General features: G+C 27.6%; 27 protein-coding genes. 7 read left to right on the top strand and 20 right to left on the bottom strand.

Features of this window, described 5'->3' with window-relative positions:
* Window positions 1-103: 103 nt before the first annotated feature.
* From AWT63_RS00135 to AWT63_RS00115, 5 genes are all read left to right on the top strand, one after another.
* Window positions 104-595: a hypothetical protein gene (locus AWT63_RS00135; protein WP_068267436.1), complete on the top strand. Its 492-nt coding sequence runs from the start codon at window positions 104-106 to the stop codon at window positions 593-595.
* A 12-nt stretch (window positions 596-607) separates the two neighbouring features.
* On the top strand, window positions 608-1,198 hold the full coding sequence (locus tag AWT63_RS00130) for a hypothetical protein (protein ID WP_068267434.1): 591 nt from the start codon (window positions 608-610) through the stop codon (window positions 1,196-1,198).
* A 12-nt stretch (window positions 1,199-1,210) separates the two neighbouring features.
* Window positions 1,211-1,498 (top strand): hypothetical protein, encoded by a 288-nt coding sequence (locus AWT63_RS00125; RefSeq protein WP_068267431.1) that lies wholly within the window; start codon window positions 1,211-1,213, stop codon window positions 1,496-1,498.
* A 308-nt stretch (window positions 1,499-1,806) separates the two neighbouring features.
* Complete coding sequence (locus AWT63_RS00120; RefSeq protein WP_068267430.1) at window positions 1,807-2,352, top strand: hypothetical protein; 546 nt, start codon at window positions 1,807-1,809, stop codon at window positions 2,350-2,352.
* Between the two features lie 61 nt (window positions 2,353-2,413).
* Window positions 2,414-2,944, top strand: coding sequence for a hypothetical protein (locus AWT63_RS00115; protein WP_068267429.1), 531 nt, complete (start codon window positions 2,414-2,416; stop codon window positions 2,942-2,944).
* Between the two features lie 123 nt (window positions 2,945-3,067).
* On the opposite strand, the gene cdd is transcribed toward AWT63_RS00115, so the two are convergent.
* The 10 genes from cdd to rapZ all read right to left on the bottom strand — a co-directional run bounded on the left by cdd (window position 3,068) and on the right by rapZ (window position 13,480).
* Entirely contained in the window at window positions 3,068-3,463 is a 396-nt protein-coding gene (cdd, locus tag AWT63_RS00110) for a cytidine deaminase (protein WP_068267426.1), read from the bottom strand.
* Between the two features lie 10 nt (window positions 3,464-3,473).
* Window positions 3,474-4,184 (bottom strand): purine-nucleoside phosphorylase, encoded by a 711-nt coding sequence (gene deoD / locus AWT63_RS00105; protein WP_068267423.1) that lies wholly within the window; start codon window positions 4,182-4,184, stop codon window positions 3,474-3,476.
* 4 nt (window positions 4,185-4,188) lie between these two features.
* A complete protein-coding gene (gene deoC, locus AWT63_RS00100) occupies window positions 4,189-4,839 on the bottom strand; it encodes a deoxyribose-phosphate aldolase (protein WP_068267421.1) in 651 nt (216 codons plus the stop codon).
* Window positions 4,840-4,853: 14 nt separating this feature from the next.
* Window positions 4,854-6,158, bottom strand: a complete 1,305-nt coding sequence (locus tag AWT63_RS00095) for a thymidine phosphorylase (RefSeq protein WP_068267418.1) — start codon at window positions 6,156-6,158, stop codon at window positions 4,854-4,856.
* Window positions 6,159-6,237: 79 nt separating this feature from the next.
* Entirely contained in the window at window positions 6,238-7,254 is a 1,017-nt protein-coding gene (locus AWT63_RS00090) for a BMP family lipoprotein (protein WP_068267416.1), read from the bottom strand.
* 82 nt (window positions 7,255-7,336) lie between these two features.
* Window positions 7,337-8,200, bottom strand: coding sequence for an ABC transporter permease (locus tag AWT63_RS00085; protein ID WP_068267414.1), 864 nt, complete (start codon window positions 8,198-8,200; stop codon window positions 7,337-7,339).
* Between the two features lies 1 nt (window position 8,201).
* Window positions 8,202-9,278 (bottom strand): ABC transporter permease, encoded by a 1,077-nt coding sequence (locus AWT63_RS00080; protein ID WP_068267410.1) that lies wholly within the window; start codon window positions 9,276-9,278, stop codon window positions 8,202-8,204.
* Window positions 9,271-10,791, bottom strand: coding sequence for an ABC transporter ATP-binding protein (locus AWT63_RS00075; RefSeq protein ID WP_068267408.1), 1,521 nt, complete (start codon window positions 10,789-10,791; stop codon window positions 9,271-9,273). Before AWT63_RS00075 ends, AWT63_RS00080 begins: the two co-directional genes overlap by 8 nt.
* A gap of 83 nt (window positions 10,792-10,874) precedes the next feature.
* The gene (uvrC, locus tag AWT63_RS00070; RefSeq protein ID WP_068267406.1) at window positions 10,875-12,638 is read right to left on the bottom strand and encodes an excinuclease ABC subunit UvrC; all 1,764 of its coding nucleotides are present in this window, start codon (window positions 12,636-12,638) and stop codon (window positions 10,875-10,877) included.
* The gene (rapZ, locus tag AWT63_RS00065) at window positions 12,629-13,480 is read right to left on the bottom strand and encodes an RNase adapter RapZ (protein WP_068267405.1); all 852 of its coding nucleotides are present in this window, start codon (window positions 13,478-13,480) and stop codon (window positions 12,629-12,631) included. Before rapZ ends, uvrC begins: the two co-directional genes overlap by 10 nt.
* Before the next feature lie 65 nt (window positions 13,481-13,545).
* On the opposite strand from rapZ, the gene AWT63_RS00060 reads away from it, so the two are divergent.
* Window positions 13,546-14,046, top strand: a complete 501-nt coding sequence (locus tag AWT63_RS00060) for a DUF1439 domain-containing protein (RefSeq protein ID WP_068267403.1) — start codon at window positions 13,546-13,548, stop codon at window positions 14,044-14,046.
* 34 nt (window positions 14,047-14,080) lie between these two features.
* On the opposite strand, the gene AWT63_RS00055 is transcribed toward AWT63_RS00060, so the two are convergent.
* The 9 genes from AWT63_RS00055 to AWT63_RS00015 all read right to left on the bottom strand — a co-directional run bounded on the left by AWT63_RS00055 (window position 14,081) and on the right by AWT63_RS00015 (window position 23,835).
* On the bottom strand, window positions 14,081-15,565 hold the full coding sequence (locus AWT63_RS00055) for a carbon starvation CstA family protein (protein ID WP_068267401.1): 1,485 nt from the start codon (window positions 15,563-15,565) through the stop codon (window positions 14,081-14,083).
* Between the two features lie 124 nt (window positions 15,566-15,689).
* Complete coding sequence (locus AWT63_RS00050) at window positions 15,690-16,142, bottom strand: PTS transporter subunit EIIB (RefSeq protein WP_068267399.1); 453 nt, start codon at window positions 16,140-16,142, stop codon at window positions 15,690-15,692.
* A gap of 12 nt (window positions 16,143-16,154) precedes the next feature.
* Complete coding sequence (gene nagE / locus AWT63_RS00045) at window positions 16,155-17,636, bottom strand: N-acetylglucosamine-specific PTS transporter subunit IIBC (protein WP_068267398.1); 1,482 nt, start codon at window positions 17,634-17,636, stop codon at window positions 16,155-16,157.
* A gap of 101 nt (window positions 17,637-17,737) precedes the next feature.
* Window positions 17,738-18,856, bottom strand: a complete 1,119-nt coding sequence (gene dnaN / locus AWT63_RS00040) for a DNA polymerase III subunit beta (protein WP_068267392.1) — start codon at window positions 18,854-18,856, stop codon at window positions 17,738-17,740.
* Window positions 18,857-18,872: 16 nt separating this feature from the next.
* Complete coding sequence (locus AWT63_RS00035) at window positions 18,873-19,697, bottom strand: sigma-70 family RNA polymerase sigma factor (RefSeq protein WP_068267391.1); 825 nt, start codon at window positions 19,695-19,697, stop codon at window positions 18,873-18,875.
* Window positions 19,698-19,707: 10 nt separating this feature from the next.
* Window positions 19,708-20,703, bottom strand: coding sequence for an NAD(P)H-dependent glycerol-3-phosphate dehydrogenase (locus AWT63_RS00030; protein ID WP_068267387.1), 996 nt, complete (start codon window positions 20,701-20,703; stop codon window positions 19,708-19,710).
* Window positions 20,704-20,713: 10 nt separating this feature from the next.
* Window positions 20,714-21,316 carry a glycerol-3-phosphate 1-O-acyltransferase PlsY gene (plsY, locus tag AWT63_RS00025; RefSeq protein WP_068267385.1) on the bottom strand — a complete coding sequence of 201 codons (603 nt, stop codon included), beginning with the start codon at window positions 21,314-21,316 and terminating at the stop codon, window positions 20,714-20,716.
* Window positions 21,317-22,669, bottom strand: a complete 1,353-nt coding sequence (gene rlmD / locus AWT63_RS00020) for a 23S rRNA (uracil(1939)-C(5))-methyltransferase RlmD (RefSeq protein WP_068267380.1) — start codon at window positions 22,667-22,669, stop codon at window positions 21,317-21,319. It lies immediately after the preceding gene.
* Window positions 22,657-23,835, bottom strand: a complete 1,179-nt coding sequence (locus AWT63_RS00015; protein ID WP_068267378.1) for a M20 metallopeptidase family protein — start codon at window positions 23,833-23,835, stop codon at window positions 22,657-22,659. The genes rlmD and AWT63_RS00015 overlap by 13 nt, the downstream gene beginning before the upstream one ends.
* 223 nt (window positions 23,836-24,058) lie before the next feature.
* On the opposite strand from AWT63_RS00015, the gene AWT63_RS00010 reads away from it, so the two are divergent.
* Complete coding sequence (locus AWT63_RS00010) at window positions 24,059-24,718, top strand: thiamine diphosphokinase (RefSeq protein WP_068267376.1); 660 nt, start codon at window positions 24,059-24,061, stop codon at window positions 24,716-24,718.
* 22 nt (window positions 24,719-24,740) lie between these two features.
* Here AWT63_RS00010 and AWT63_RS06265 read toward each other — a convergent pair.
* A partial coding sequence (locus AWT63_RS06265; RefSeq protein WP_197407838.1) for a hypothetical protein occupies window positions 24,741-25,776 on the bottom strand: 1,036 nt, incomplete at its 5' end.

Raw genomic sequence — 25,776 nt, 5'->3', positions numbered from 1 at the left:
CCGCTTTCTAATATTAATTATTTAATTATACACTGGTAGTTTTTTTTTGTCAAGTATTGCTTAATCAAAGCATATGATGTATAATTGCCGAGGAGGTATTAATATGAAAAAAACTATTTTTGCATTAACTATTTTATTAGCTTCTGCTTTATCATTTTCATCAGAATATGGATTTGAAACAAAAGCTTTAATAAATAGTGCTGCATACTTACATGATTTTAGTAAAGTATCGGGAATTTTTTCAGTAGAAGCTGCTATTTACAAAAATATAATACCATCTGACAAAGTAGTCGGATTTAACCTTGGAGCAGGTCTTGAAATAGGTGGTAGAACTAAAAATGCAGGACCAGATGGAATAATTTCACCTTATCTTTCACTTGAAATAAATAAAAAAGTATCAGATAGTATAGTTGTTTTAGGTGGTCTTAATGTCGGTTCAGTAACTTTTTTTGGACATAAAACAAACAGCACCTCTACACAGTTAAAAATTAAAACATATGCCGGATTTGTATACCATAAATACTTTACAATGGAACTTGGAGTTGGTTATCCAGGAGCAATTAGTTTAGGTATAGGTATGAGATACGGATTTTAAGAAGGGACATTCATGAAAAAATATATTGTAATTTTTTTTGCATTAGCATCTACAATTTCAGTTGCTAAAATAAGCAATAATCGGGGCGGGAAGAAACCTTATACCACGAAAAAAAATAAAATTATTGTAAAAACTAAAACAAATAATATTGAAGTTAAAGCACTTGTAGGTATTGGAGGATATTTATTTAACAATTCTCCTAAAGGTGCAACAGTAGCAGGTTCTGTAACTGTTTATAAAACATTTGATTTAAGTAAACAAACTAATATTAAAACTTTTGGAATTAACGTTGGTGGAGGAATTGATTTAAGTATCCAATTAAACAAAAATGGAAATAGTGGTACTGGTATAAATATTAGTCCCGTAACTAGATTTTCACCATTTGTTTCAACTGAACTATATGGACAACCACATAAAGATGTAAGAGTTTATAGTGGACTTGATTTAGGTATTGGATTTAAACATGCAAATAGTTCATTTTCTACTTCATATATTTCAAAAATATACGTTGGTACAACTTATAAAAAAATTTTTACTGCTGAACTTGGTTTTGGCTATCCTGAGACAATAAGTCTTAGAGTTGGTGCAAGATTTGGCTTTTAAGAAAGGAAATTTATGAAAAAATATATTATAATTTTTTTTGCATTAGCATCTACTATTTCAGTTGCTAAAATCGGGGGGGGGAAGAAACCTTATACCACGAAAAAAAATAAAACTATTGTAAAAACTAAAACAAATAATATTGAAGTTAAAGCCCTTTTAGGAATCGGAGGATATTTATTTGAAAGTTTTAACTATTCTTCAATAATATCAGGTTCTGCAAGTGTATATAAAACACTAGATTTAAGTGAACTAACTAAAATTAAAACATTTGGAATTAATGTTGGTGGGGGCTTGATTTAAGCATTCAATTACAAAATAAAAATAGTAGTGACAGTAGTACTACTAATATTATATCATTAACTAGACTTATTCCAGTTGTTTCAACTGAATTATTTGGAAAACCACATAAAAATTTTAAAGTTTATAGTGGTCTTGATTTAGGAGTAGGAATTGAAATCGAAAATGGTTATCCTTCCGTTTCATATATGTCTAAAATATATATTGGTACAACTTACAAAGAAACATTTACTGTTGAACTTGGAACTGGTTATCCAGGATCAATAAGTCTTGGTATTGGTGCAAGATTTGGATTTTAAGAAAGGATATTTATGAAAAAATATATTGCAATTTTTTGTACATTAGTATGTACCATTTCAGTTGCTAAAACAAATGATCTTTTGGCATCTACCACTTCAGTTACTAAAAAGAATAATATTGAAGTTAAGGCTCTCGTAGGATTTGGAGGATATTTATTTGAAAATTCTCAATATGCCCCAATAATATCAGGGTCTGTAAGTGTATATAAAACATTAGATTTAAGTGAACTTACTAAAATTAAAACTTTTGGAATTAATGTTGGTGGAGGACTTGATTTAAATGTTCAGTTAAAAACTGAAGATATGAGTTTTACACCAACAGTTAGACTTATTCCATTTATTTCAACTGAATTATTTGGAAAACCACATAAAAATTATAGAGTTTATGGTGGACTTGATTTAGGGGTAGGAATTGAAAGTGAAAATGATTCACCTTTCGTTTCATATATGTCTAAAGTATATATTGGTACAACTTATAAAGAAAAATTTACTGCTGAACTTGGAGTTGGTTATCCAGGAACAATAAGTCTTGGAATTGGTGCAAGATTTGGCTTTTAAGAAAGGGAATTTATGAAAAAATATATTATAATCTTTTTTGCGTTAGCATCTACTATTTCAGTTGCTAAAATCGGGGGGGGGGAAGAAACCTTATACCACGAAAAAAAATAAATCTATTATAAAAACTAAAACAAATGATATTGAAGTTAAAGCTCTTGCAGGAATTGGAGGATATTTATATAATGGCTCTCCTAAAGGTACAATAATTGCAGGATCTGTAGCTGTTTATAAAACATTTGATTTAAGTAAACAAACTAATATTAAAACTTTTGGAATTAATGTTGGTGGAGGTCTTGATTTAAGTGCAAAATTAGAAAAAAATGGTAGTGGTACAACTCTAAGTCTTAAACCATCACCTATGTTCGCTCCATTTTTTTCAACTGAACTATATGGACAACCACATAAAGATGTTAGAGTCTACAGTGGACTTGATTTAGGTATTGGATTTAAGCATGAACACAGTACATTTAAGCCTTTATATCTTTCAAGACTCTATGTTGGTACAACTTACAAAAAGATTTTTACTGCTGAACTTGGCTTTGGTTATCCTGAGACAGTAAGTCTTAGAGTTGGTGCAAGATTTGGATTTTAATAAAAAACAGTTGAAATACGTTCAGTATTATTACGCCATTGAACGTATTTTTTTTTATTTCATTTCATATAAAAAATACCTCCAAAGCTTTTACTTTAAAGGTATTTTATTTTTTATTTTTTCTTATAAATCATTTGGTCCAAAACTATAAGGTAATATTTCATTTATCTTGAATTTTTTTAATTCTTCACTTTCACTTGAGCCAAGTATTAAAACAGTATTTTCATCTGAAAATTCTGATATTACTTGCCTACAAGCTCCACAAGGACTAACTGGTCTATCTGTATTTGCTGTAATATATATTTTTGAAATTTTAGCAAGTCCTTTTGTAATTCCATTAGTTATTGCATTTCTTTCAGCACAAAGTCCTACATTATATGCCGCATTTTCAACATTTACGCCATAATATTCATTTCCATTTGCATCAATGACTATTGCAGCTACTGGAAAATGTGAATAAGGTACATATGCCATTTTTAAAAGTTTATTTGCTTTTTCTATATATTCCTTATCAGTCATAACAACTCTCCTAAAATTTTATTGCCGTTTCTAGTGCTGTTATTATCATATCATTGAATGTTGATTGTCTTTCTTCTGCTGAAGTGCATTCACCTGTTACTAATGAATCACTTATAGTAAGTAATGTTAATGCTCTTACATTATATTTAGCAGCTAATGTATATAATTGCGCTGTTTCCATTTCAACACATAATACACCAAATTTTGCCCATTTTTTCCAAGCATCCTTATCATCGCCATAAAAACTGTCACTTGTAAGAATATTTCCAGCTTTAACAGAAAGTCCTTTTTCTTTTGCAATATTGTATGCTTCAATAAATAGTTCATAATTAGCTGTCGGTGCATAGTCTGCTCCATTAAATCTTAACTTATTGATATTTGAATCTGTTGAACTTGCCATTGCAAGTACTACATCTCTTATTTTTACACTTTCGTGCATTGATCCTGCTGTACCTATTCTCATAAGCGTTTTACAACCAAAATGATTTATTAATTCATCAACATATATTCCAATTGAAGGTACACCCATTCCAGTACCTTGTACTGATATTCTTTTCCCTTTATATGTTCCTGTAAAACCAAGCATTCCTCTTACGTTATTATATTGAACTACATCTTCTAAAAATGTTTCAGCTATATATTTTGCTCTTAGCGGATCTCCTGGTAATAAAATAGTTTCCGCTATATCCCCTTTATTTGCTCCTATATGTGGTGTTGCCATAATCTTACTCTCCTTTTTCGCCGTTTATAATTTCAATACCAGATGATGTTCCAAGTCTACTTGCACCTAACTCTATATATTTTTTTGCTATTTCGTAACTCTTAACTCCACCTGATGCTTTTACTAATGCCTTATCTCCTACAACTTCTTTCATAAGTTTTACATCTTCATATGTTGCTCCACCTGTACCAAATCCTGTTGAAGTTTTAACATAATCAGCTCCTGCATTAAGTGATAATTCACAAGCAATTCTTTTTTCATCATCAGTTAAATAACAAGTTTCAATAATTACTTTAAGCACATTATCTCCTATTGCATTTTTTATTGCACGAATTTCTGATTCAACATACTCTAAATTTTTTGATTTTAACATACCTACATTTATTACCATATCTATTTCAGTTGCACCATCTGCAATTGCTTTAGCAGCTTCATAAACTTTAACACTGCTATCCATTGCACCTAGTGGAAATCCTACTACTGCTGCAATTTTTACATCTGTTCCTGTTAAATTTTTCTTACACATAGAAACATATGCTCCATTAACACAAACAGAATAAAATCCATATGTTTTTGCTTCTTCACATAATTTATTTATATCTTCTACAGTACTTACTGCTTTTAAAACTGTGTGATCTATATACTTATTGATCATTTTAATAACCACCTTTATTCAATTATTTCTAATATTGCTTTTGATTTTTCAACGGTATCATCACCAATGATATAGGCATCTAAAATTAATTCCTTAGCTTGCTCTACATTTTTACTATCATTATATGATAATACTGCTATTATTTCGTCTTTTTCCACTTTTTCAGATACTTTCTTTAGTACCTTTAGTCCAACACCATGATCAATTATTGAATCTTTAGTTGCACGTCCTGCACCTATAACCATAGCTGCTTTACCAATTTCTTCTGTTTTAATTTTCTTTACGTAACCAGATTTATTACTTCTTATTTCTAAACTATATTTTGCACTTGGAAGAAGTGAATAATCATTAACTACTTCAGGATTTCCTCCACTTTCTTTTATAAACTGAGCAAGTTTTTTTAATGCACTTCCATCTTTAATAACTTTATCAACCATTTCTTTTGCATCTTCTACATTTTCAACATTACCTTTAGTTTTAAGTGCAAGTCCTGCTATTGTATATACAACTTCTTTTAAATCTTTAGGAAAATTCCCTTTTAAAGCTTCAATTCCTTCAATTACTTCATTAGCATTCCCAATATTATATCCTAGCGGTTCGTCCATATTTGATAGTACAACTTTTACTTGTCTATTTGCACCACGTCCTATGGCTATCATTCTTTTAGCAAGATTTTTAGCATGCTCAATATCTTTCATGAATGCACCATCTCCGACTTTAACATCAAGAATAATAACATTAGAATCTATCGCTAATTTTTTGCTCATTATACTACTTGCAATAAGCGGTATTGATGGTACTGTTGCACTTACATCTCTTAAAGAGTATATTTTTTTATCAAGTGGAACTATATTATCACTATACCCCATTAATCCAATACCTGTTTTATTTGCAATTGCTATTAATTCATCTTTTGTGTTTGAAAATTTAAAACCTTCTATTGCTTCAAATTTATCAATTGTACCACCTGTATGTCCTAACCCTTTACCTGATAATTTTGCTGTTCCCATTCCAAGTGCTGCAATTATTGGAGCTAATACAATTGTTACTTTATCTCCAACTCCACCTGTACTATGTTTATCAACTAAAAATTTATCTAAATTCTCAAATTTAATTCTATCTCCTGAATCACGCATTTTTTTTGTAAATTCAATTAATTCATTATCTGTCATATCTTGAAAATATGTAGCCATTAAAAATGCTGACAATTGATAATCAGGAACTGTCCCTTTTTGGCATTCATCAAGTAAAAAGTCAATTTCTTGCTTTTCTAATTCTATTCCATCTCTCTTTTTTTGAATAATATCTACTATTCTCATATCATATTACCTTCTTTGATTTTAAGAAAAAAACAAAAACAGGCAACACCTGTTTTTATTTTATTTAAGTTGCTTATTTTTATTTAGGAACTTCTTCGCTTACAGTAATTTTACCTTCAACTATTGCTTTCTTTAATTCATCTAATTTACTAATTTTTTTTTGCCCTATTATATCTTTAGTAAATTCAAATTCAGTTGTTCCAACACCATCTTCTTTGATTCCAAAGAATTGTGTTCCTAATTTAAAGTTTCCTTCTAAAACATTTTTAACAGTTGTAAATACAGCTTTATCAACATACTTAACCATTGAAGTTAAGATTGTTCCTTTTTCAACATCATCTTGATTAGCGTCAACACCCATTGCAAATACTTTATTTTCTTTTGCTGCTTGGAATACTCCTGAACCAGATGCTCCTGCTGCGTGGAAAATTATGTCTGCATTTTTCTTAATTAATGTTTCAGTAAGTGTTTTTGCAGATACAGGGTCATTAAATGGATTTGAACCATTAATAAATACAGATAATACTTGTATTTCTGGATTTATATATTTTACACCTTGGATATAACCAGCTTGGAATCTAGTTATAACTGGTACTTCTAACCCACCAACAAATCCTACTGTTCCAGTCTTAGTCATTAAAGCAGCTAATGCTCCTACTAAGAATGAACCTTCTTGTTCTTTAAACATTAATGAAGATACATTTGGTAAATCATTTACAACTTCATCAATTAAAGCAAATTTTTGTTGTGGAAATTCTTTAGCAACTGCTACTAAAGCATCTTTCATTGAAAATCCAACTGCGATTATTAATTCATAATCACCTTTTTCAGCATAGTTAGATAATTGATTTTGTGCTTCAGCTGATGGATCTTTAGGTTCATAATAATCATATTTAATTCCTAATTGTTCAACAGCTTGCATTAATCCACGATTAGCTGAATCATTAAATGATTTATCTCCTAAACCACCAGTAGAAAATACAATTGCTACTTTCTTTTCTTTTGCTTCCGGTGCTTTAGTTTCTGTTTTTGCACCACAAGAAATAACTAGCACCATTGCAAATAATGCACCAATTAATGATAAAATTTTTTTCATTAAACTTTCCTCCTAAATATTTATCTATAATATACGTTAGTATAATATATTTTACCACGATTTTTTTAAAAAGCTAATTTTTTTATTTTTCATAAGGTTTTCCACTTGCTTTAGGTGCTCTTGCCTTACCTACAAATCCAACTAATACTACAAGTGTTAATATATATGGTATTGTTGCTAAAAATTGTTGAGGTATAGGAAGTGCCGATGCTTTTGCATAGTCTGAAAATGCTTGACCAAATGCAAATAAAAGTGATGCTAACATCGCACCTAAAGGATTCCATTTACCAAATATCATTGCAGCAAGTGCCATGTATCCTCTACCTGCTGACATATTATTAATAAATTGTTGTAATACTACTACTGACATGTATGCTCCACCAAGTCCTGCAAACATACCTGATAAAATTACACCGTAATATCTATATTTATATACATTTATACCAACAGTGTCAGCTGCAAGAGGATGTTCTCCAACTGTTCTAAGTCTTAAACCAAATACTGTTCTATAAACGATATAATAAGTTAAAATAGCTAATACATAAATTCCAATTAATACATAAACTTTATTAGCAGTTGTATTAGCTGAAGGTGAAGACCCAGCAGCTTTAAATAAAGCTTTTATTAAAAAGCTTGTTGTTGATACTGCAAATAAGTTAATTGCTACACCACTTACTATTTGGTTTCCTTTTAAATGTATGCTTATAATAGCGTGTATAAGTGAAACTAAACCACCAACTATTATTCCAACTACTATTCCTAAGTACGGATTTCCTGTGTATATATTTGTAACAGCTGCTGCAAACGCACCTGATAGCATCATACCTTCAAGTCCTATATTTACAACTCCAGACAATTCACAAAGACAAGCACCTACCGCAGTAATTAGAACTGGTGGAGCTAGAATTATTGTTTGTTTTACTAAAGTTTGAATAGCATGTAACATATTAATTCTTCCCCTTTCTCTTCTTATCAAGCATATACTTAAATAAGTTTTCCGCCGCTACTAAAATTATTATTAGTGCCTGTATTATATATACAATTTCTTTATCTAATTTATAGTCAATTTGTAATGTTTGACCTCCAATTTCAAGTGCCGCATAAAATATTGATGCAACAACTATACCAAAAGGATTGTTTTTACCAAGAAGTGAAACTGCAAGTCCTGTAAATCCAAAATCACCCATTATTTGATCTGTATAAACATATTGAGTAGAACCTCCTAATATTCTTTCAGCTCCACCAATACCAGCTATTGCTCCTGCTATACCCATGGCAATAAATGCTATAGTTTTAGGATTTATTCCTGCATTTTCAGCCACTGTTGGATTATTTCCAACTGCTTTTATCTTATATCCTAAAGTTGTATTTTTAAAGAAATAATAAGCTGCTACACAAGTTAATATAGCTATAATAAATCCAATGTTAAGCGATTGTTTTGTAATCTCTTGAAATAAAGTTGGCAACCTTACACCTTCATATATAGGTACTGTTTGAGTATTTGAAGAACTAGGATCTTTTAAAGGTCCTCCAAGTAGAAAATTTTGTATTGGAGCTATAGTATAATTTAACATTATTGTACTAATAACTTCATTTATTCCAAATACAGATTTTAATAATCCTGCTATTCCTGCCCATATAAATCCAAATAGTGCTGCAACTAATAATGCTACTACTATATTTCCAAAAATGTTATGACAATATATACCAACTAAAGTTGCACCAAGTCCTCCAGCCATCATTTGCCCTTGAACACCGATATTAAACATTCCTGCTCTAAATGATAACATTACAGCAAGAGCTGAAAATAGTAGAGGTGTTGCAAATACTAATGTTTTTGCTAATCCATTAAATGGATATCTTGTTGATGTTTGATAAAATGCTGCTTTTATCATACTCGCATATGCTGTTAGCGGATTAACTCCTTTTAATGCAATTACTATTGCCCCTATAATTAATGCAATTATAACTGCAAGTAATGATGGAAGAATTGAAAACAATCCTTTTTGTATTTTCTTATTCATCTAATTTTCCTCCAGCCATTAATATTCCTAATTTTTCAGTTGTTGCATCTTCTTTATTTAATATACCAACAAATTTACCAGAATACATAACTGCAATTCTATCACTAAGTGCCATTACTTCTGATAATTCTGCTGAAACAACCAATATTGCTTTACCTTTTGTTCTTTCATGAAGTATTGTATTATGTATCATTTCTATTGCTCCTATATCTACTCCACGTGTTGGTTGTGACGCAATTATAAATTTATTTTCTTTTTCAAGTTCTCTTGCAACAACAACTTTTTGTTGATTCCCACCTGATAATCCTCCATATATTACATTAGCATCAACAGGTCTAATATCATATTTTTCTATCATTGCATCTATACTAGCATTAATTTTTTTATGATTAAAAAATCCATTTTTTGAATAAGGTTCAAGCACTCCTAAATAGAGATTTTCTTTAACTGTAAATTCATCAATCGTAGCTCTTTTGTGTCTATCTTCTGGTATATGAGATAATCCCTTATCTCTAATTGTTTTAGGACTATTATTTATTAACTCAAGTCCATCTACCTTATAGCTTCCATTTTTTGCTTTTCTAAGCCCTGCTAATACTTCAATTAATTCTGTTTGTCCGTTACCTTCAACACCGGCTATACCAAATATTTCTCCACTTCTTATTTCAAAACTGATATCTTTAACTTTAGAGATACCTAAATCATTTTCTGCAACTATATTTTTAACTTCAACAACTACATCTCCAATTTCAACAGGCTCTTTTTTAATATTGAAAAGTACTTGTCTACCTACCATCATATTAGCAATGCTTTCTTTTGTTGCTTCTGAAGTTTTTAATCCTCCTACATCTTTACCTCTTCTAATAACTGTAATATTATCAGAAAGGTCTAATACTTCTTGTAGTTTATGTGAAATGAAGATTATAGTTTTACCTTCTTTTATAAGGTTTCTCATAATACCGTATAATTCAACAACTTCTTGTGGTGTAAGAACAGCACTTGGTTCATCAAATATTAAAAGTTCTGCTCCTTTAAATAGGATTTTTAGAATTTCTATTCTTTGTTGAATACCAACTGATAAATCACCGACAATAGCATCTGGATCTATATTAAGTCCGTATTTTTCAGAAACTTCTTTTACATTTTTTCTTGCAGTTTCTAAATCAAAGAAAATTCCATTTTTTCTTGGTTCAAATCCTAGAACCATATTTTCAGCAACTGTTAAAGTTTCAACCAACATAAAATGTTGATAAACCATTCCAATTCCTAAATGTGCTGCAACTGATGGTGATGATATATCAACTTTATTACCTTTATAGTATATTTCACCTGAGGTTAGGTCATATAATCCGTTTAGGATTTTCATAAGTGTTGATTTCCCAGCACCATTTTCACCTACAATAGCGTGAATTTCACCAGGTCTAATTTTAAGGTTAATGTCATCATTTGCGACTATTTTACCGTTAAAAAATTCTTTTCTTATATTTCTCATTTCCAAAATATAGTCACTCATTAAAATTTCCTCCAAAAATTTTATATTACTTATATATTATACCAATATTTATCACATTTTCAAAATTTTTTGTCTAAAAATCTTCATAATTTCTCCAGCAAATTTATGGCAACACTTTCAGGTAATATTTCTTTTAGCTCATCAATACTAGCTTTTTTTATATTTGAAATTGTACCAAACTTATTTAATAATGTTTTTTTTCTAACTTTACCTATCCCGGAAATTTCATCCAATAAACTTTTATTATTTCTCTCTGATCTTAATTTTTTGTGATAAGTTATAGCAAATCTATGTACTTCATCTTGAAATGATGTTATTAAATTGAATAAATTTTTATGAATTTTCAAATTAATTATATTATTTTCATCACAAAGACCAAAAGTCCTGTGTTTATTGTCTTTATACATACCAAAGACAGCTATATTTATATTTTCGTTTAATAAAAATTTCTTTATTGTATTGACATGAGCTTTACCTCCATCTAATAATATTAAATCAGGTAAATCTTTATATTTTATTCTTCGCTTTATTACTTCTTTCATACTACCATAATCATCTTGACCTATAATTGTTTTTATTTTATATTTTTTATATAATTTTGGTTCTTTTACTCCATTTATAAATACAACTTGAGAACCTACATTATCATTACCACTAATATTAGAAATATCATAACATTCAATTTTATTTGGAATTTTATCAAGTTTTAATATTTCTTTAAGTTCAATTAAATTTTTAAACATATTTTCTTTTTTATTATAGTAATTTTCTTGTTCACTTACTAAATTTAAATTCCCTAATTTAAGTAAGTCATATGTTCTACTTTTTTTGCTTGGAAAAATAAGTTTTACTTTATATTTTTTTTCATTTAAAAACCAATTTTCAATAATTTCTTTTTTATCTTTATATTCTGCACTTAATACTATTATTTTAGGAGGCGTAAATTTATCATAATATGCAGTTATAAGCCTATCTAAAATATCAGTATCATCAATAATATTTTTTATAACATTAAATGTCTTATTTATTATTTTTCCTTTTCTCACACTTATGATACATAAAAAGATATTATCTTGGATATGATTTAATACAAAAATATCTTCATCATATTCTCTTACAGCTTCAGTTATTTGAATTTCTATTAATTTTTGTAGTGTTTTTAATCTTTCCCTTTCAATAATGGCTTTTTCAAATTCAAAAGACTCACTGTAATTATTCATTTTATTTTCAATTTCTTTTAATATGCCTGTATCTTTGTTTTCCAAAAATTTCACTAATTTTTTTGTGTTTTCTATATATGTATTTATAGTATCCTCATCTTTATACATACAAGGTGCATTACACAAATTTATATGATATTTTAAACAAGGTTTTAAGTTATTTTTATAAACATTTATATTGCAATCCCTAATATTAAAAACTTTCATTAACATATTAACAGCACTTTTCATATTAGTATTTGGATAAGGTCCAAAATAATATGCTTTATCACTATTATTATCTGAAACATTTCTTACTACCGATATCTTAGGATATAGCTCTTTTGTTATCTTTATATAAGGATATGTTTTTTGATCTTTTAAAAGTATATTATATTTTGGTTTATGCTTTTTTATTAAATTATTTTCTAAAATAAGTGCTTCTATTTCAGAATTGCATAAAAAAAAATCAATAGTAGTAATATTTTTTACTAATTCCGTTGTCTTTAAATTTTGTGTCTTATTAAAATATGAACTAACTCTTTTTTTTAGGTTTTTGGCTTTTCCTATATATATTATTTTGTCATATTTATTTTTCATAATATAAACACCTGCATTTGCAGGTATATGTTTTAAGTCTATAGACATTTTTTATTTCCAACTTCTCTATGATTTTTATTTATTTTATTATTAAATTTTATACTCAATTCTTTTTTTAAACGGTTAATAAAACTAACCGATCTATGTTGTCCTCCACTACAACCAACAGCTATCTTTAAATATGCTTTACCTTCTTTTTCATATTCAGGTATTAAATATGTAATCATGTTATAAAGCATCGCATAATATACTTCGCTTTCATTAAAGCTCATAACATAATCATAAACTTCACTATCATTTCCGGTTTTATGTCTTAATTCTTTCACATAATATGGATTAGGTAAAAACCTAACATCAAATACTAAATGTGCATCAAGAGGTATTCCATTTTTAAATCCAAATGATATTAAAGAAATATCAAGTTTTGTATCTCCAGCTTCAAGTTCAGTTTCTAATTGCTTAACATCAAGTTTACTAGTATCTATAATTTGATGTGCATATTGTTTAAAACATGAAATTAATTTTCTTTCAGCTTCAATATTATCTATAAGTCCCTCATATTTATTAAGCGGATGTTTTCTTCTTGAAAGTTCATATCTACTAAGTAAAACATCTGTTCTTGCATCTAAATATATAAGTCTATACTTTATTTTATATTTATTTAATATATCCAATTGGTTTATAAAATCAGTTATAACATTAGCATCTCTTATATCAACTACAACTGCAATTTTTTCTCTTTTTTCAGCACTTTGATATATATCTTGAATATATTTAAATAAAGCCATTGGATAATTATCAATACAAAAATATCCTCTGTCTTCATAAATATTTAAAGCCTGTGTTTTTCCAGCTCCACTCATACCTGTTACTATTATTAATTCTTTCATATAACCACCAAATTTATTGTATCATAATTATTATAAAAATGATATAATAAATAAGGTGATAAAAAATGTTTAAGCGATTTATTTTATCTTTATTATTTATACTATCTGTTGTAAGCTATTCATCAAGTTTACAAATACCTACTAACTTACTTAATACTGGAATATCATTTATTATGCCTATTGAAAAAAATTATGCATTAAAAGGAAAGCTAGTAATTCAAAATCCTAATATTGAAATAAAAGATAATCAACTATATCTTACAGTAGATTATGAAAATCAAGTTATAGGTAAACATGCTACTGGTAAAATGATACTTAAGTCAAATTTAAATTATGATAAAAATAGTACAAATTTATACTTAAAAGATTTAAGCATAGAATCATTTTCAGCAAATAACTCTAATTTTAACCCTGAATCTAATTTTTTTAGCAGAATGGTATTAAAAGGAATTTATAAAAAAATAGAATCTAAGCCAATATTTATTTTAAGTGAATATGCTCTAACAAAATTAATTAGTGTAAAAGATATAAAGATTATAAATGATAAAATTATGGTAATATTTTAAAAAACGAGAGAACAAATTTTCTCTCGTTTTTATTTTAATCGTTTATATATAGATTTTTTTCATCATATTCTTTCTTTTTCATAAAGAATGCTACTAATCCAATTAAAGCAACTATTACAGCTACACCAAATCCTGTTCCAGCTATAACTGTTTGCGAAACACCTTTAAAGAATCTTACAAATCCTTCAGGAGCTATAACTATATAATCTATTGAAACTAAAGTCATAAATACAGCTGGTAATAAAGTAATCCAATAATTTCTATTACGTTTTAATAACCATGCTGATGCAGACCATAACCCAATCATAGCTAATGTTTGGTTAGACCAAGCAAAATATCTCCATATAATATTAAAGTCTACTTGTGATAAGTATGCTCCAATTGCAAATAACGGTATTGCTATCATCAATCTATTTTTAATAGGTTTTTGATCTATTTTAAATATATCAGCTATTGTCATTCTAGCACTTCTAAATGCTGTATCTCCTGAAGTTATAGGTGCTGCAACAACTCCTAATACCGCTAAAACTGCTCCAACTTTACCAAGTGTTATTCTTGCCACTTCATTAACAACTACAGGTGCTTTTCCAACTTCTTTTAATCCAACTAATTGACTAACAAGACCTAATTCACCATTGTGTGGGAATAATGTCATTGCAGCTGCTGCCCATATAATTGCAACTATTCCTTCTCCTATCATAGCTGCATAGAAAACTTTTCTACCATCAGCTTCTGATTTTATACATCTACCAATTATTGGTGATTGTGTTGCGTGGAATCCGCTTATTGCTCCACATGCTATTGATATAAATAGGAATGGGAATAATGCTAATTTAGAGTGATAATTTAGTTTTGTAAATAATTCTGTTATTTCAGGCGTTTTATATACTCCAGCTATATTTCCATAAATTATTGATATTGATATCCCCACAGCCATGAAAAATAATGCAACTCCAAAAATTGGATAAATTCTACCGATTAATTTGTCAACTGGTAATAAAGTTGCAAGAATATAATATGTTATTATAATAACTAATAAATAATTATATGAAAACTTAGTTAAAGTATGTAATATTTGTGCAGGTGATGTTAAAAATACAACTCCAACCAACACCAATAAAACTATCGAGAAAACACGCATACCTTGTTTTGCAAAATCACCTAGATTTTCTCCAACTAATTCTCCTACAGTAGCTCCATTACTTCTTACTGAAAGCATTCCACTAAAGAAATCATGAACCGCTCCTGCAAAAATACATCCAAATATTATCCATAAAAATGCCATGGGTCCGAATAATGCCCCTGCAATAGCTCCGAATATAGGACCAGTTCCAACAACGTTTAAAAATTGAATAAATAATGATTTGAACGTTCCTAGAGGTACATAGTCTACTCCGTCCGGTCTAGTAATTGCCGGTGTAGGTCTACTTGGATCTGAACCGAATACTTTTTCAACATATTTACCATATGTAAAGTAACCCACAACTAAGATGATCAACGCTAATATAAAACTATACATATATAGTCCTCCTTAAGTAAATTATATCTATATAGTATAACTTTATTTTAAAAATATGCAAGTAATTGAATAAAAAAATAAAGCAAATAATTTTAATATTACATTTTATTTGCTTTATTCTTATTTATATAATTTCTGATAATATTTTTTTTGCATCGGTTCCAATAACTATATGAATATCTTTATCCAATATTAAAACATCCTTAGAAATTGTTGATAAAATTTTTTCTTTATCAATTTTGCTCATATCAAATAAATTAACTCTTAATTTTGTCATACAAGAACTTATATCTTCAATATTGTCTCTACCTCCAAGTGCTTCAACTATTATATCTGAATCTCTTTTTGATGCCATAGATTTTAACGATTTAGCAACTTCTTTTGCAGTTACCCCAATCGGTATATGAACATCATTATCAAATATTAATACATCTTTAACACCTGATGATAGTATCACATTTCTTGCTACTTTATTACTGTCTTTTATTCTTATTCTAAGTTTAGTCATACAGTTATCTATTAGATCTATATTATTTACTCCACCTAAACCTGATATTATGTTTTCTAATTTAAGCATTTGTAACCTCAATTATAATTTTTTTAATTCATCTGCAACAAATTGTACTTGTGGTCCTATTATAACTTGAACAGAATGTTCATCTATAACTACTGTATTTATTGCACCTGAAGATTTTATTACATCTTTATTTATTAAATTAACATCTTTAACTTCAAGTCTTAATCTAGTTATACAATTATCTATTGATGTTAAATTTTCTTTTCCACCTAATCCTATTAAGATTACTTTTGCCATTTCAACAAATTTTGCTTTTTTATCATTTCTACCTAATATTTCATCAAGTTGACTGTTGTCTATTTCTCCATCAGTACGTCCTGGTGTTTTAATATCAAATGTTTTAATCATAGTAACAAATACTACGAAGTATACTACTGCTACAATTATTCCAATTGGTATTAATAATAAAGTATTGTTTGCATTTGGATTTCTTAAAGATATTACATAGTCAATTAACCCTGCACTGAAAGCAAAACCAGCAGTGTATTTAAGCATTGCCACTACCGCAACTGTTATACCTGTTAAAGCTGCATGTGCTACATATAAAGCTGGAGCTACAAACATAAATGAAAATTCTAATGGTTCTGTAACACCTGTAAAAAATGATGTAAATCCTGCTGCAAGCATTAATGATCCTATAACTTTCTTTTGTTCAGGTTTTGCAGTAAAGTACATAGCTAACCCTGCTGCCGGTAACCCAAACATCATAACAGGAAAAAATCCTGCTTGATACATACCTACAACATATTTTCCTTGAAGTACTAATGGAATATTTTCATAAGCACTTTCAACTGGAGAAAGCCATCTACCAATATCATTTATACCTGCAATATCAAACCAAAATACTGAATTTAATGTATGATGTAACCCTAATGGTATTAGTAATCTATTGAAAAATCCATATAGTCCTGCACCTACTGCACCTAATCCCATTATTAATTTACCAAATTCAACTAATACTGTATAAATTGTTGGCCATATAAAGAATAAAACTCCTGAAACAACTAACATACATGCTGCCGTTAAAATAGGAACAAATCTTTTACCTGAAAAGAATGCTAAAAATTCAGGCAATTGAATATCATGGAAATAATTATAAACAGTTGCTGCTACTATACCTGAAATTATACCAATAAATTGGTTATTAATTTTTCCAAATGCAGGATTAACTTCTTCAGTAGCTATACGCATTAATTGAGAAACTGATGCAGTTGACAATACTGTTGTAACTACTAAAAATGCAACTAATCCTGAAAGTGCTGCTGAACCGTCTCTATCCTTAGACATTCCAAGTGCTACTCCTATAGCAAATAATATAGACATATTATCTACTATAGCTCCACCTGATTTAATCAAAAATGCAGCTAGCTGACTTTGAGCTCCTGATCCTGATGTACTTATTGCATATCCAACACCTAATATTAAGGAAGCTGCGGGTAAAATTGCAATCGGCAACATAAGTGATCTACCGATTCTTTGTAAATACTTCATCATAATATGATTCACCTCTTAAAATATAATTTTCTATCTATAGTATACCCTATTTATGTAAATCTGATTATTTATAAATAAAATTTATAATAAATTTATTAACTTTACAATTTTAAAGGCATAGTTAGGTAAATGCTATTACTACTTCTGTCCTCTTCTTTAAGCAATACAGCAGATACTTCATCAGATAAATTTATTTCCAATATTTTAGAGTTTCTTACAGTACTTAAATAATCAATTAAAAATTTAACATTTAAATATATTTTTATGTCATCACAATCTTTATTGATTAACACGTTTTCAGAAACTACCGCTGTGTCATTATTTCCATTTATTGTTAATTTATCTGCTGAAAATATAAACTCAGCAACATCTTTTCTTTCTTTTTTATCTCTAACAAATAACTGAACTAAATCTAATTTTTTATGAAAATCTGTTTTGCTTATTTCTATTTTTTTATCTGTTTTAACATTATTTAATATTGTTTTATAATCAGGAAATTGTAATTCCACAACTTTAGTTAATATTTCAATATCATCAAGTTTAAATAAAACTTTTGTTCCATCAGATTTTAATACTAAATTGTCATTGTTGCTTTCTCTTAATACTTTAATTAAACTTTGAATAGTTCTAAGAGGTAAATTTACACTAATATTTTCATCAGTTACGTTTTCATTCATTTCGACTTCTCTATACATTAAACGATATGAATCAGTAGCAACAAGTTTTAATACATTTCCTACAACATCAAACTTAATACAGTTAATTGTAGTTTTTGTTATATCTGTTGAAGCTGCAAATTGTGTATTTTCAATATTTTCCAATAATAATTTTTTATCAAATATATATTCAACACCATTACTTATATATGCTTCAATTGGCTTTTTGTATTCTATTAAAGTATATTTAGCGTTACTATCTCCATTTTTTATCTCAATTTGAGCATTTTTTTCAATAATATCTATAAATTCTTGATCTATCTTTTTTAAATATTCTTCAATTAATTTATATTTGATTATTATATTTCCTTCTTCTATAATAGAGGCTTCACATTCACTTTTTATGAAAATATTTTGACCTATACCTTTAAATATAAGTTTATTTTCAGCAGTTTCAATGTATATTCCAGTATTACGACTATCTGTTTTGTCATCTTCAATGGCATTTTCAACTATTCTAATTGACCTTAATATATCTTTAGTTTTTACTCTAATATTTAACATATATTCCCAGCTCCTTTTAATATATATCTCTATAATTTTCAAAATGTCTTTTTAATTTTGTCACAGCTTTCTTCTCTATTTGCCTAACTCTTTCTCTGGTAATATTTAGTATGGTGCCTATATCTTTTAATGTATGAATTTTCGAGTTATATAATCCATATCTTAATTCTAAAATTTCTCTTTCTCTTGTAGTTAGAACTTTTTCAAGCAAATCTTTCATTTCCATAAGTTGCTCTTCTTTGATTATTAGCTCTTCTATGTTATCATCCTTACCTATAACATCTTCTAAGAAAATATTATCTCCTATAGTTTCATTAAAAGATAATACATCTTGAAATTCATTAATAAGTAAAATAACTTTACTAGGTTTTAAGTTTAACTGCTCCGCTATATATTCAACACTTGGATGTTCTCCATGTTTATGGTTATATTCATTTACTAATTTATTAACTTTTGCTAATTGTTCATGTTTATATGATGGTATTCTTATATCTCTGCCTATGTTAATTATTGCCTTTTTTATTGCTTGTTTTATCCACCATACAGCATAAGTACTAAATCTATGTCCTTTTGTATAATCAAATTTATCTATAGCTTTTAATAAACCTAAATTCCCCTCACTAATTAAATCAATAAGCGGTAATCCATTTCCAAGTGATTTTTTAGCAACAGATATAACTAATCTTAAATTTGCAAGAACTAACCTATTTTTTGCTTCTTCATCTTTGTATTCTCTAATTCTTCTTAATAAATCTAATTCTTCATCTTTGTCAAGTAATTCATTTGCACTTAAATCAGATAAATATAATGAAATTAGATTCATCTCATTTTTTTCTTCCATTATCAAACTCCTAAAATTCGGATCTTAAATTTCTATTCATAAGTGTTTTTGTTATAGTATCAGTAGATTTATTCTCATATAATATAGAATAAAGTTCCATAAATATAGGAGCTCTTAAATTATTCATTTGTATAATATCGTGTAAAGCTTTTATTGTTGTAGCTCCTTCTGAAACCATTTTTAAATCAGATAAAATCTCATCTAATTGTTTTCCTTTTCCTAACTGTTCTCCAAGAAATCTGTTTCTACTGTGCTTGCTCGTACAAGTTACAACAAGATCTCCAAATCCTGTTAATCCCATAAATGTCTTTTCATCTGCTCCAAAAAATTTAGAAATTATAGCCATTTCATTTATGCCTCTTGTCATAATTGCAGCCTTTGTATTATCTCCATAACCTAATCCATCAGAAATACCTGCAACTATAGCAAGACAATTTTTTAATGCTCCTGCAAGTTCTGAACCTATTACATCAGTTCCTGTATAAACTCTTAAATATTCGGTATTAAATATATGTTGAACTACTTTTGCAATTTCTTCATTATTTGAAACTGCAACTATAGCAGATGGCATATTTTTCACCACTTCTTCTGCATGAGTAGGTCCTGCAAGTAACACATAACTATATTTTTTCTCTTTTATTTCCTCCTCAATTATTTGAGAAATTCTTTTTAAAGTTCCAATTTCTAAACCTTTTGCAACATTAACTATAATTTTATTTTCATTTAATTTACACAAATTTCTTACAATTTTACGAATAAATTGTGTCGGAGTTGCAAGTAATATGATATCTGATTCCAATGCTTTATCATTGTAGTCATCAATTATTTCAATATTTTCATTAAATTTAATTCCAGGTAAAAAATTTTTATTCTCTCTGTCATTTCTAAGTTGTTCTCTGTAAGCTTCGTTGTATTCCCATATAAAACATTTATGTCCTTTGTTTGATAAGAGTATTGAAAGTGCAGTTCCCCAACTTCCGCCACCTATGACTAATATTTTTTTCATATACACCTCGCTAATTTTTATCTGCTTTATCTTTAAATTTTGCTTCAGTTCCATTTAAAAGATTTAATATATTTGATTTGTGTCTATAAATAACTAATAATCCAATAAACATCGCAAATACTGTATAAAATATATTATGATTAAATATATGTACAAATATAAATAAAAGCGATGCAGCTGTCATTGATGCTACTGAAACATATCCTGTTATTAATACAATTAGTATAAATATAACAATTAATACTAATACAGATTTAAATGATAAAATAATAAACACACCTAAACTTGTTGCTACTGCTTTACCACCTTTAAATTTTAAAAATATTGAATAGCTATGTCCTATAATACTTCCCATTGATACTAGAATATGTAAAATATAATTTTGTGGATAAAGTTTAATTGCAATATATACAGGTATTAATCCTTTCGACACATCTAATATTAATGTCATTACACCATAACCATATCCTAAAACTCTTGCTGCATTAGTTGATCCTATATTTCCACTTCCGTATTCCCTAATGTCCATTCTTTTAAAAAGTTTACCTATCCATAAAGCATTTGGTATACTACCTAAAACATATGAAAATATTATTAAAAAATATCCTAACATTTATTTCCTTTCTATAAGTGCGACTGTTTCTATATGATGAGTGTTTGAAAACATATCAACTGCCGACATTTTTGTAAGTTTATATCCGTTTTCAGTCAAATAATTCAAATCTCTTGCAAAAGTTGAAGGTTCGCAAGAAATATATACAATTTTATTTATTTTATTTTTTATAACACTTTTTAACGCTTTTATATCAACACCTTTTCTTGGTGGATCAAATACTATATGAGTTACATTTTCTTTTAACATTACTTTATCTATTTTATGTTCAACCTTACCAGTAACAAATTCAATGTTTGATATATTATTTTCCCTGGCAGTTATATTTGCTGCAACACTTGCATTTTCAACAGATTCAATACATATTACTTTTTTTGAATTTTTTGATAATAGCATTCCTATTGTTCCTGTACCTGAGAATGCATCAATTACACAGTTTGTTGTCTCTCCTAAATATTCAATTGCTTTTGAATACAGTTTTTTTACCTGTGTAATATTAACTTGAAAAAAACTGTCTAAATGTATTTTAAAATTTAAATCAAATATATTTTCACTAATATATTCATTTCCGGCAATTAATATATTTTCATCACCTAATATTACATTATTTTCAATATTTTTAACTGATATATATACTGATTTGACTTCCTCATACATATCATATACATCTTGAAGTATTTTTTTTAACTTAGAAAGCCTTGTTTTTTTAGTTACAACTATACCAATCATAACATCATCTTTACTGTTATTTCTTATAATTAAATGTTTTAAAAATCCACTTTTAGTAATATCGTTATATACTGTAAAATCACTTTTATTTAATAAATCACAAACAATTTTTGTAAATTTTACAGCAATTTTAGATTTTAATATGTCTTCACTTGAACTAAAAACTTTATGTGATTTTCTTTCATAAAATCCTGTTTTTATTATATTATCCTGCTTAAAAAACGGCTCTGCTATTTTATTTCTATAATTATTTATCTGTGTTGAACCTTGTATATTTTCATATATATCACTTATGTCTATTTTTGAAATATTTTGCATCATTTCTTTTAACATTTTATCCTTATATTCAAGTTGTTTTTCATATTTTAACATACCAAAATCACAACCGTTATATTCTTCAAATGTTATTTTTTCACTTTCAATTCTATCAGGTGAAGGAATTAAAATTTTCTTTATTAACGCTCTTGCATAAGTTTTTTTCACAGAAATTACTTCTACTATTAATTCATCACCTATTGCACTCATTGGTACAAAGATAATAAAGCCGTCAATATATCCTAAACCTTCCCCTCCAAACACAATTTTTTCTATTTTTACATGTATCTCTTGACCTATTCTATACATAGAAACTCCAGTGCATTTTTTAATTGTACTAACATTCCAATTCTTAAGGATAATTCATTTGCTATAAACTTATTACTATGTAATTCATGGTAAGTTTCATTTGGAGTTCCAACACCTAAACGATAAAATGAACCCGGTATTTGCTCTAAGAAAAATCCCATATCTTCAACGTCCATTCTCGTCTCTTCAATTTCTATTACTTTATCTTTTCCTAATATATCTCTAGCATTTTTACTTAAAAAATCTGTCATTTCATTATTATTTATTACAGGTGCATAACTATCTCTAATATTTATTTCTATTTTTGCACCATAACTTTCAACAAATTTTACAAGCTCACTTTTTAATATATCAACTATATATTTCTTTGTTTCTTTAGTTAGTGTTCTTATTGTACCGGTTAATTCTACATTTTCTGCAACAACATTTTCTGCAAAGCCACCATTAAATGTTCCTACAGTTATGACAGCACAATCTCTTGCGTCTATTTTTCTTGATACTATTGTTTGAAGATAATCAACAACCTTACTTCCTATAACTATACTATCTATACCTTGATATGCAAGAGCTGCATGTGATGATTTACCAATGATTTTCATTTTAAATACCGCTGATGTTGCATGTAATTTTCCATGCTTAATTCCGATACTTCCAGCTTCTATTTCAGGAGCACAATGTAAACCAAATATGGCATCCGCTTTATCCAAATTTACACCTTCATCAAGCATTCTTTTTGCTCCTCCAACTGTTTCTTCAGCAGGCTGAAAGAAAAATCTTGCTTCACCTTTCCATAGATGCTTATTTTCAACTAAGCATTTTATAACTCCAAGTTGAACACTCATATGTATATCATGTCCACAAGCATGCATAACATCTTTATTCACTGATTTAAAATCTACATTTGTTTTTTCATCTATAGGTAAAGCATCCATATCCGCTCTAAATGCTAATTTTTTTCCGCAACCATTTTCTATAAATGCAAAAAGACCTGTATCAGCTACTTTTTTATACTTAACTCCTAATTTATTTAAAAAATTTTGAATATATTTAGAAGTTTCATACTCTTTTTCACTTAACTCAGGGTATTTATGTAAATGTTTTCTTATTGATACAACCTCATCGTAATTAGATTCTACAATATCAATAATAGTTTTATTACTATTCATTAATAACTCCAATCTTTGTTACAAATCATTATCAATATTATACACTAAATTAAAATGCAAGTAAAGACTAACAGCCACTTAATATTTTTATGTTGCATTTACATTTAAATATGTTATTATATTTTTAAGAAAGAGGTTAAAAAATGAAAGATAAGAAAATAATAAATTATGAAAAAGAAATATTAAAATTAATGAAATTAAGATTATTTTTAGGATAATAAATATGAAATATGCAATTTTTTTAAATGGAGAATATCCAAAACTTAACGAATATCACTTTAATTTAATTAAAAATAGGTTTATTTATTGTTGTGATGGTGCAGCTAATACTTTAATAAAATATAATATAAAGCCTGATATAATTATAGGAGATTTTGATTCAATTGATAAAAAAGCTTGGGAATATTATAAAAATACAAAAATGTATAAGTATGACTCTGATAAAGATTATACTGATTTTGAAATTGCCCTTATCCATATATATGGAATAAATAATATTAACATAAAAAATAGATTTAATAACTGTGAAACTTATTTATCTGGTAAAGAAGATATCATTGTTTTTGGTGCAACCGGATATAGAACAGACATGACTATATCAAATTTAAAACTTTTAGAAAAAAATAAAAATATGAAGTTTATATCACACACAAATGAACTAATATATTATATAAATAATAAAAGCACAATTTATGATATGAAAAATCATATATTTTCATTAATTCCAATTACAGATATTAAAAATCTTAGCTTAAAGGGATTTAAATATAATTTAAAAAATAAAAATATTGAAAGGCAAATATCTTTAGTAAGTAATATAATTGAAAGTAATAGTGCTGAAATTGAACTAAATGGTGAAGCGTTGGTATTTATAAAAAAGTAAGAGGTGAACAACTGTCCGCCTCTTACCATTTAAATTCAAATCCTGTCTTAATATTTACATCTGTTCTCTTGTATTTAGCATTTTCAAAACTTACCGGTACATTTATACTTGATGTCCATGATATTCCTTTTATTATATTGTATTTTGCCGATACCTCTGGTGATAACACATTTTTTGCTTTTAACATATTGCTTCCAAATAATTTCAAATCATCTAGTAATATATTATCAACCATTACATATTTAAGATCTAACTTATGATTTACTCCAACTCCCATAAAGAACTTATCTATAACTTTAAAGTTATATCCTAAATGAATATCACTATTAACATTTAGACTTCTATATTGCAGATTTTCTTTTACATTTTTTATTGTTACTTCTTCTTTATTTACTTTTTTGCTTTGATCTACAGCGGTGATAACTGGATTTTCACTAAATCTATCCATTTTCCCACCTCTAGCTTCAATTATTTTTTTTATCTTTGCTTTTTTAGCTTCACCATTAACAAAGAAAACAACATTTTCATCCTTAAATTGCTCTTTTAACTCTGTATATGGTTGATTTTGTTTATCTGATTTTATTGCATAAACCTTTTCTACTGTTATTTCAGTATTTTTTTCATGACGCTCAGAAGTATATTTAATATTATTATACTCTAAATCAAGGTTTGTTCTTACATTAAATCCAACTTCATTATCATAGTCTAAATTAAGATATATTCTATATTTTTTATCAAGTAACTTATCTATTTCATTTGTTTCTTTATGATTGAAGTAGTTTTTAAGCTTTACAAAGTATACTCCTTTATCACCATTATGATTATAAAACCAACTAGTCCAACTTGAATCAAAATTTTTATCATAAGCCCATGTTATTTTTGTATTTGAACTTGTATTACCTAATGCTTTTATATCATCTTCTTTAACTTTAAATTCATCACCAAATATACTTTTTGTCTTAACTATTGCCTCACCACTTTTTGATGAAAATCCCGTTCTTATTGTTAAATTATCTGATATCTTCTCTACACTTACAAATGGTGTTAATCTATAATTT

Source organism: Caviibacter abscessus (assembly GCF_001517835.1).
Lineage (GTDB): Bacteria > Fusobacteriota > Fusobacteriia > Fusobacteriales > Leptotrichiaceae > Caviibacter > Caviibacter abscessus.
Note: the sequence above shows the minus strand (reverse complement) of the source record. Positions and strands in the feature narration are given on the sequence as shown.

Bases quoted from the DNA above. Each gene is read 5' to 3' on its own strand.
- nagE (WP_068267398.1), bottom strand. From the start codon at position 17,636: ATGATGAAGTATTTACAAAGAATCGGTAGATCACTTATGTTGCCGATT.
- rapZ (WP_068267405.1), bottom strand. From the start codon at position 13,480: ATGAAAGAATTAATAATAGTAACAGGTATGAGTGGAGCTGGAAAAACA.
- uvrC (WP_068267406.1), bottom strand. From the start codon at position 12,638: ATGTCTATAGACTTAAAACATATACCTGCAAATGCAGGTGTTTATATT.
- rlmD (WP_068267380.1), bottom strand. From the start codon at position 22,669: ATGTATAGAATAGGTCAAGAGATACATGTAAAAATAGAAAAAATTGTG.
- cdd (WP_068267426.1), bottom strand. From the start codon at position 3,463: ATGACTGATAAGGAATATATAGAAAAAGCAAATAAACTTTTAAAAATG.
- deoD (WP_068267423.1), bottom strand. From the start codon at position 4,184: ATGGCAACACCACATATAGGAGCAAATAAAGGGGATATAGCGGAAACT.
- AWT63_RS00130 (WP_068267434.1), top strand. From the start codon at position 608: ATGAAAAAATATATTGTAATTTTTTTTGCATTAGCATCTACAATTTCA.
- AWT63_RS00015 (WP_068267378.1), bottom strand. From the start codon at position 23,835: ATGAATAGTAATAAAACTATTATTGATATTGTAGAATCTAATTACGAT.
- AWT63_RS00090 (WP_068267416.1), bottom strand. From the start codon at position 7,254: ATGAAAAAAATTTTATCATTAATTGGTGCATTATTTGCAATGGTGCTA.
- AWT63_RS00085 (WP_068267414.1), bottom strand. From the start codon at position 8,200: ATGTTACATGCTATTCAAACTTTAGTAAAACAAACAATAATTCTAGCT.
- AWT63_RS00050 (WP_068267399.1), bottom strand. From the start codon at position 16,142: ATGCTTAAATTAGAAAACATAATATCAGGTTTAGGTGGAGTAAATAAT.
- plsY (WP_068267385.1), bottom strand. From the start codon at position 21,316: ATGTTAGGATATTTTTTAATAATATTTTCATATGTTTTAGGTAGTATA.
- AWT63_RS00135 (WP_068267436.1), top strand. From the start codon at position 104: ATGAAAAAAACTATTTTTGCATTAACTATTTTATTAGCTTCTGCTTTA.
- AWT63_RS00060 (WP_068267403.1), top strand. From the start codon at position 13,546: ATGTTTAAGCGATTTATTTTATCTTTATTATTTATACTATCTGTTGTA.
- AWT63_RS00030 (WP_068267387.1), bottom strand. From the start codon at position 20,703: ATGAAAAAAATATTAGTCATAGGTGGCGGAAGTTGGGGAACTGCACTT.
- AWT63_RS00120 (WP_068267430.1), top strand. From the start codon at position 1,807: ATGAAAAAATATATTGCAATTTTTTGTACATTAGTATGTACCATTTCA.
- AWT63_RS00010 (WP_068267376.1), top strand. From the start codon at position 24,059: ATGAAATATGCAATTTTTTTAAATGGAGAATATCCAAAACTTAACGAA.
- AWT63_RS00035 (WP_068267391.1), bottom strand. From the start codon at position 19,697: ATGGAAGAAAAAAATGAGATGAATCTAATTTCATTATATTTATCTGAT.
- dnaN (WP_068267392.1), bottom strand. From the start codon at position 18,856: ATGTTAAATATTAGAGTAAAAACTAAAGATATATTAAGGTCAATTAGA.
- AWT63_RS00125 (WP_068267431.1), top strand. From the start codon at position 1,211: ATGAAAAAATATATTATAATTTTTTTTGCATTAGCATCTACTATTTCA.
- AWT63_RS00055 (WP_068267401.1), bottom strand. From the start codon at position 15,565: ATGTATAGTTTTATATTAGCGTTGATCATCTTAGTTGTGGGTTACTTT.
- AWT63_RS00075 (WP_068267408.1), bottom strand. From the start codon at position 10,791: ATGAGTGACTATATTTTGGAAATGAGAAATATAAGAAAAGAATTTTTT.
- deoC (WP_068267421.1), bottom strand. From the start codon at position 4,839: ATGATCAATAAGTATATAGATCACACAGTTTTAAAAGCAGTAAGTACT.
- AWT63_RS00095 (WP_068267418.1), bottom strand. From the start codon at position 6,158: ATGAGAATAGTAGATATTATTCAAAAAAAGAGAGATGGAATAGAATTA.
- AWT63_RS00080 (WP_068267410.1), bottom strand. From the start codon at position 9,278: ATGAATAAGAAAATACAAAAAGGATTGTTTTCAATTCTTCCATCATTA.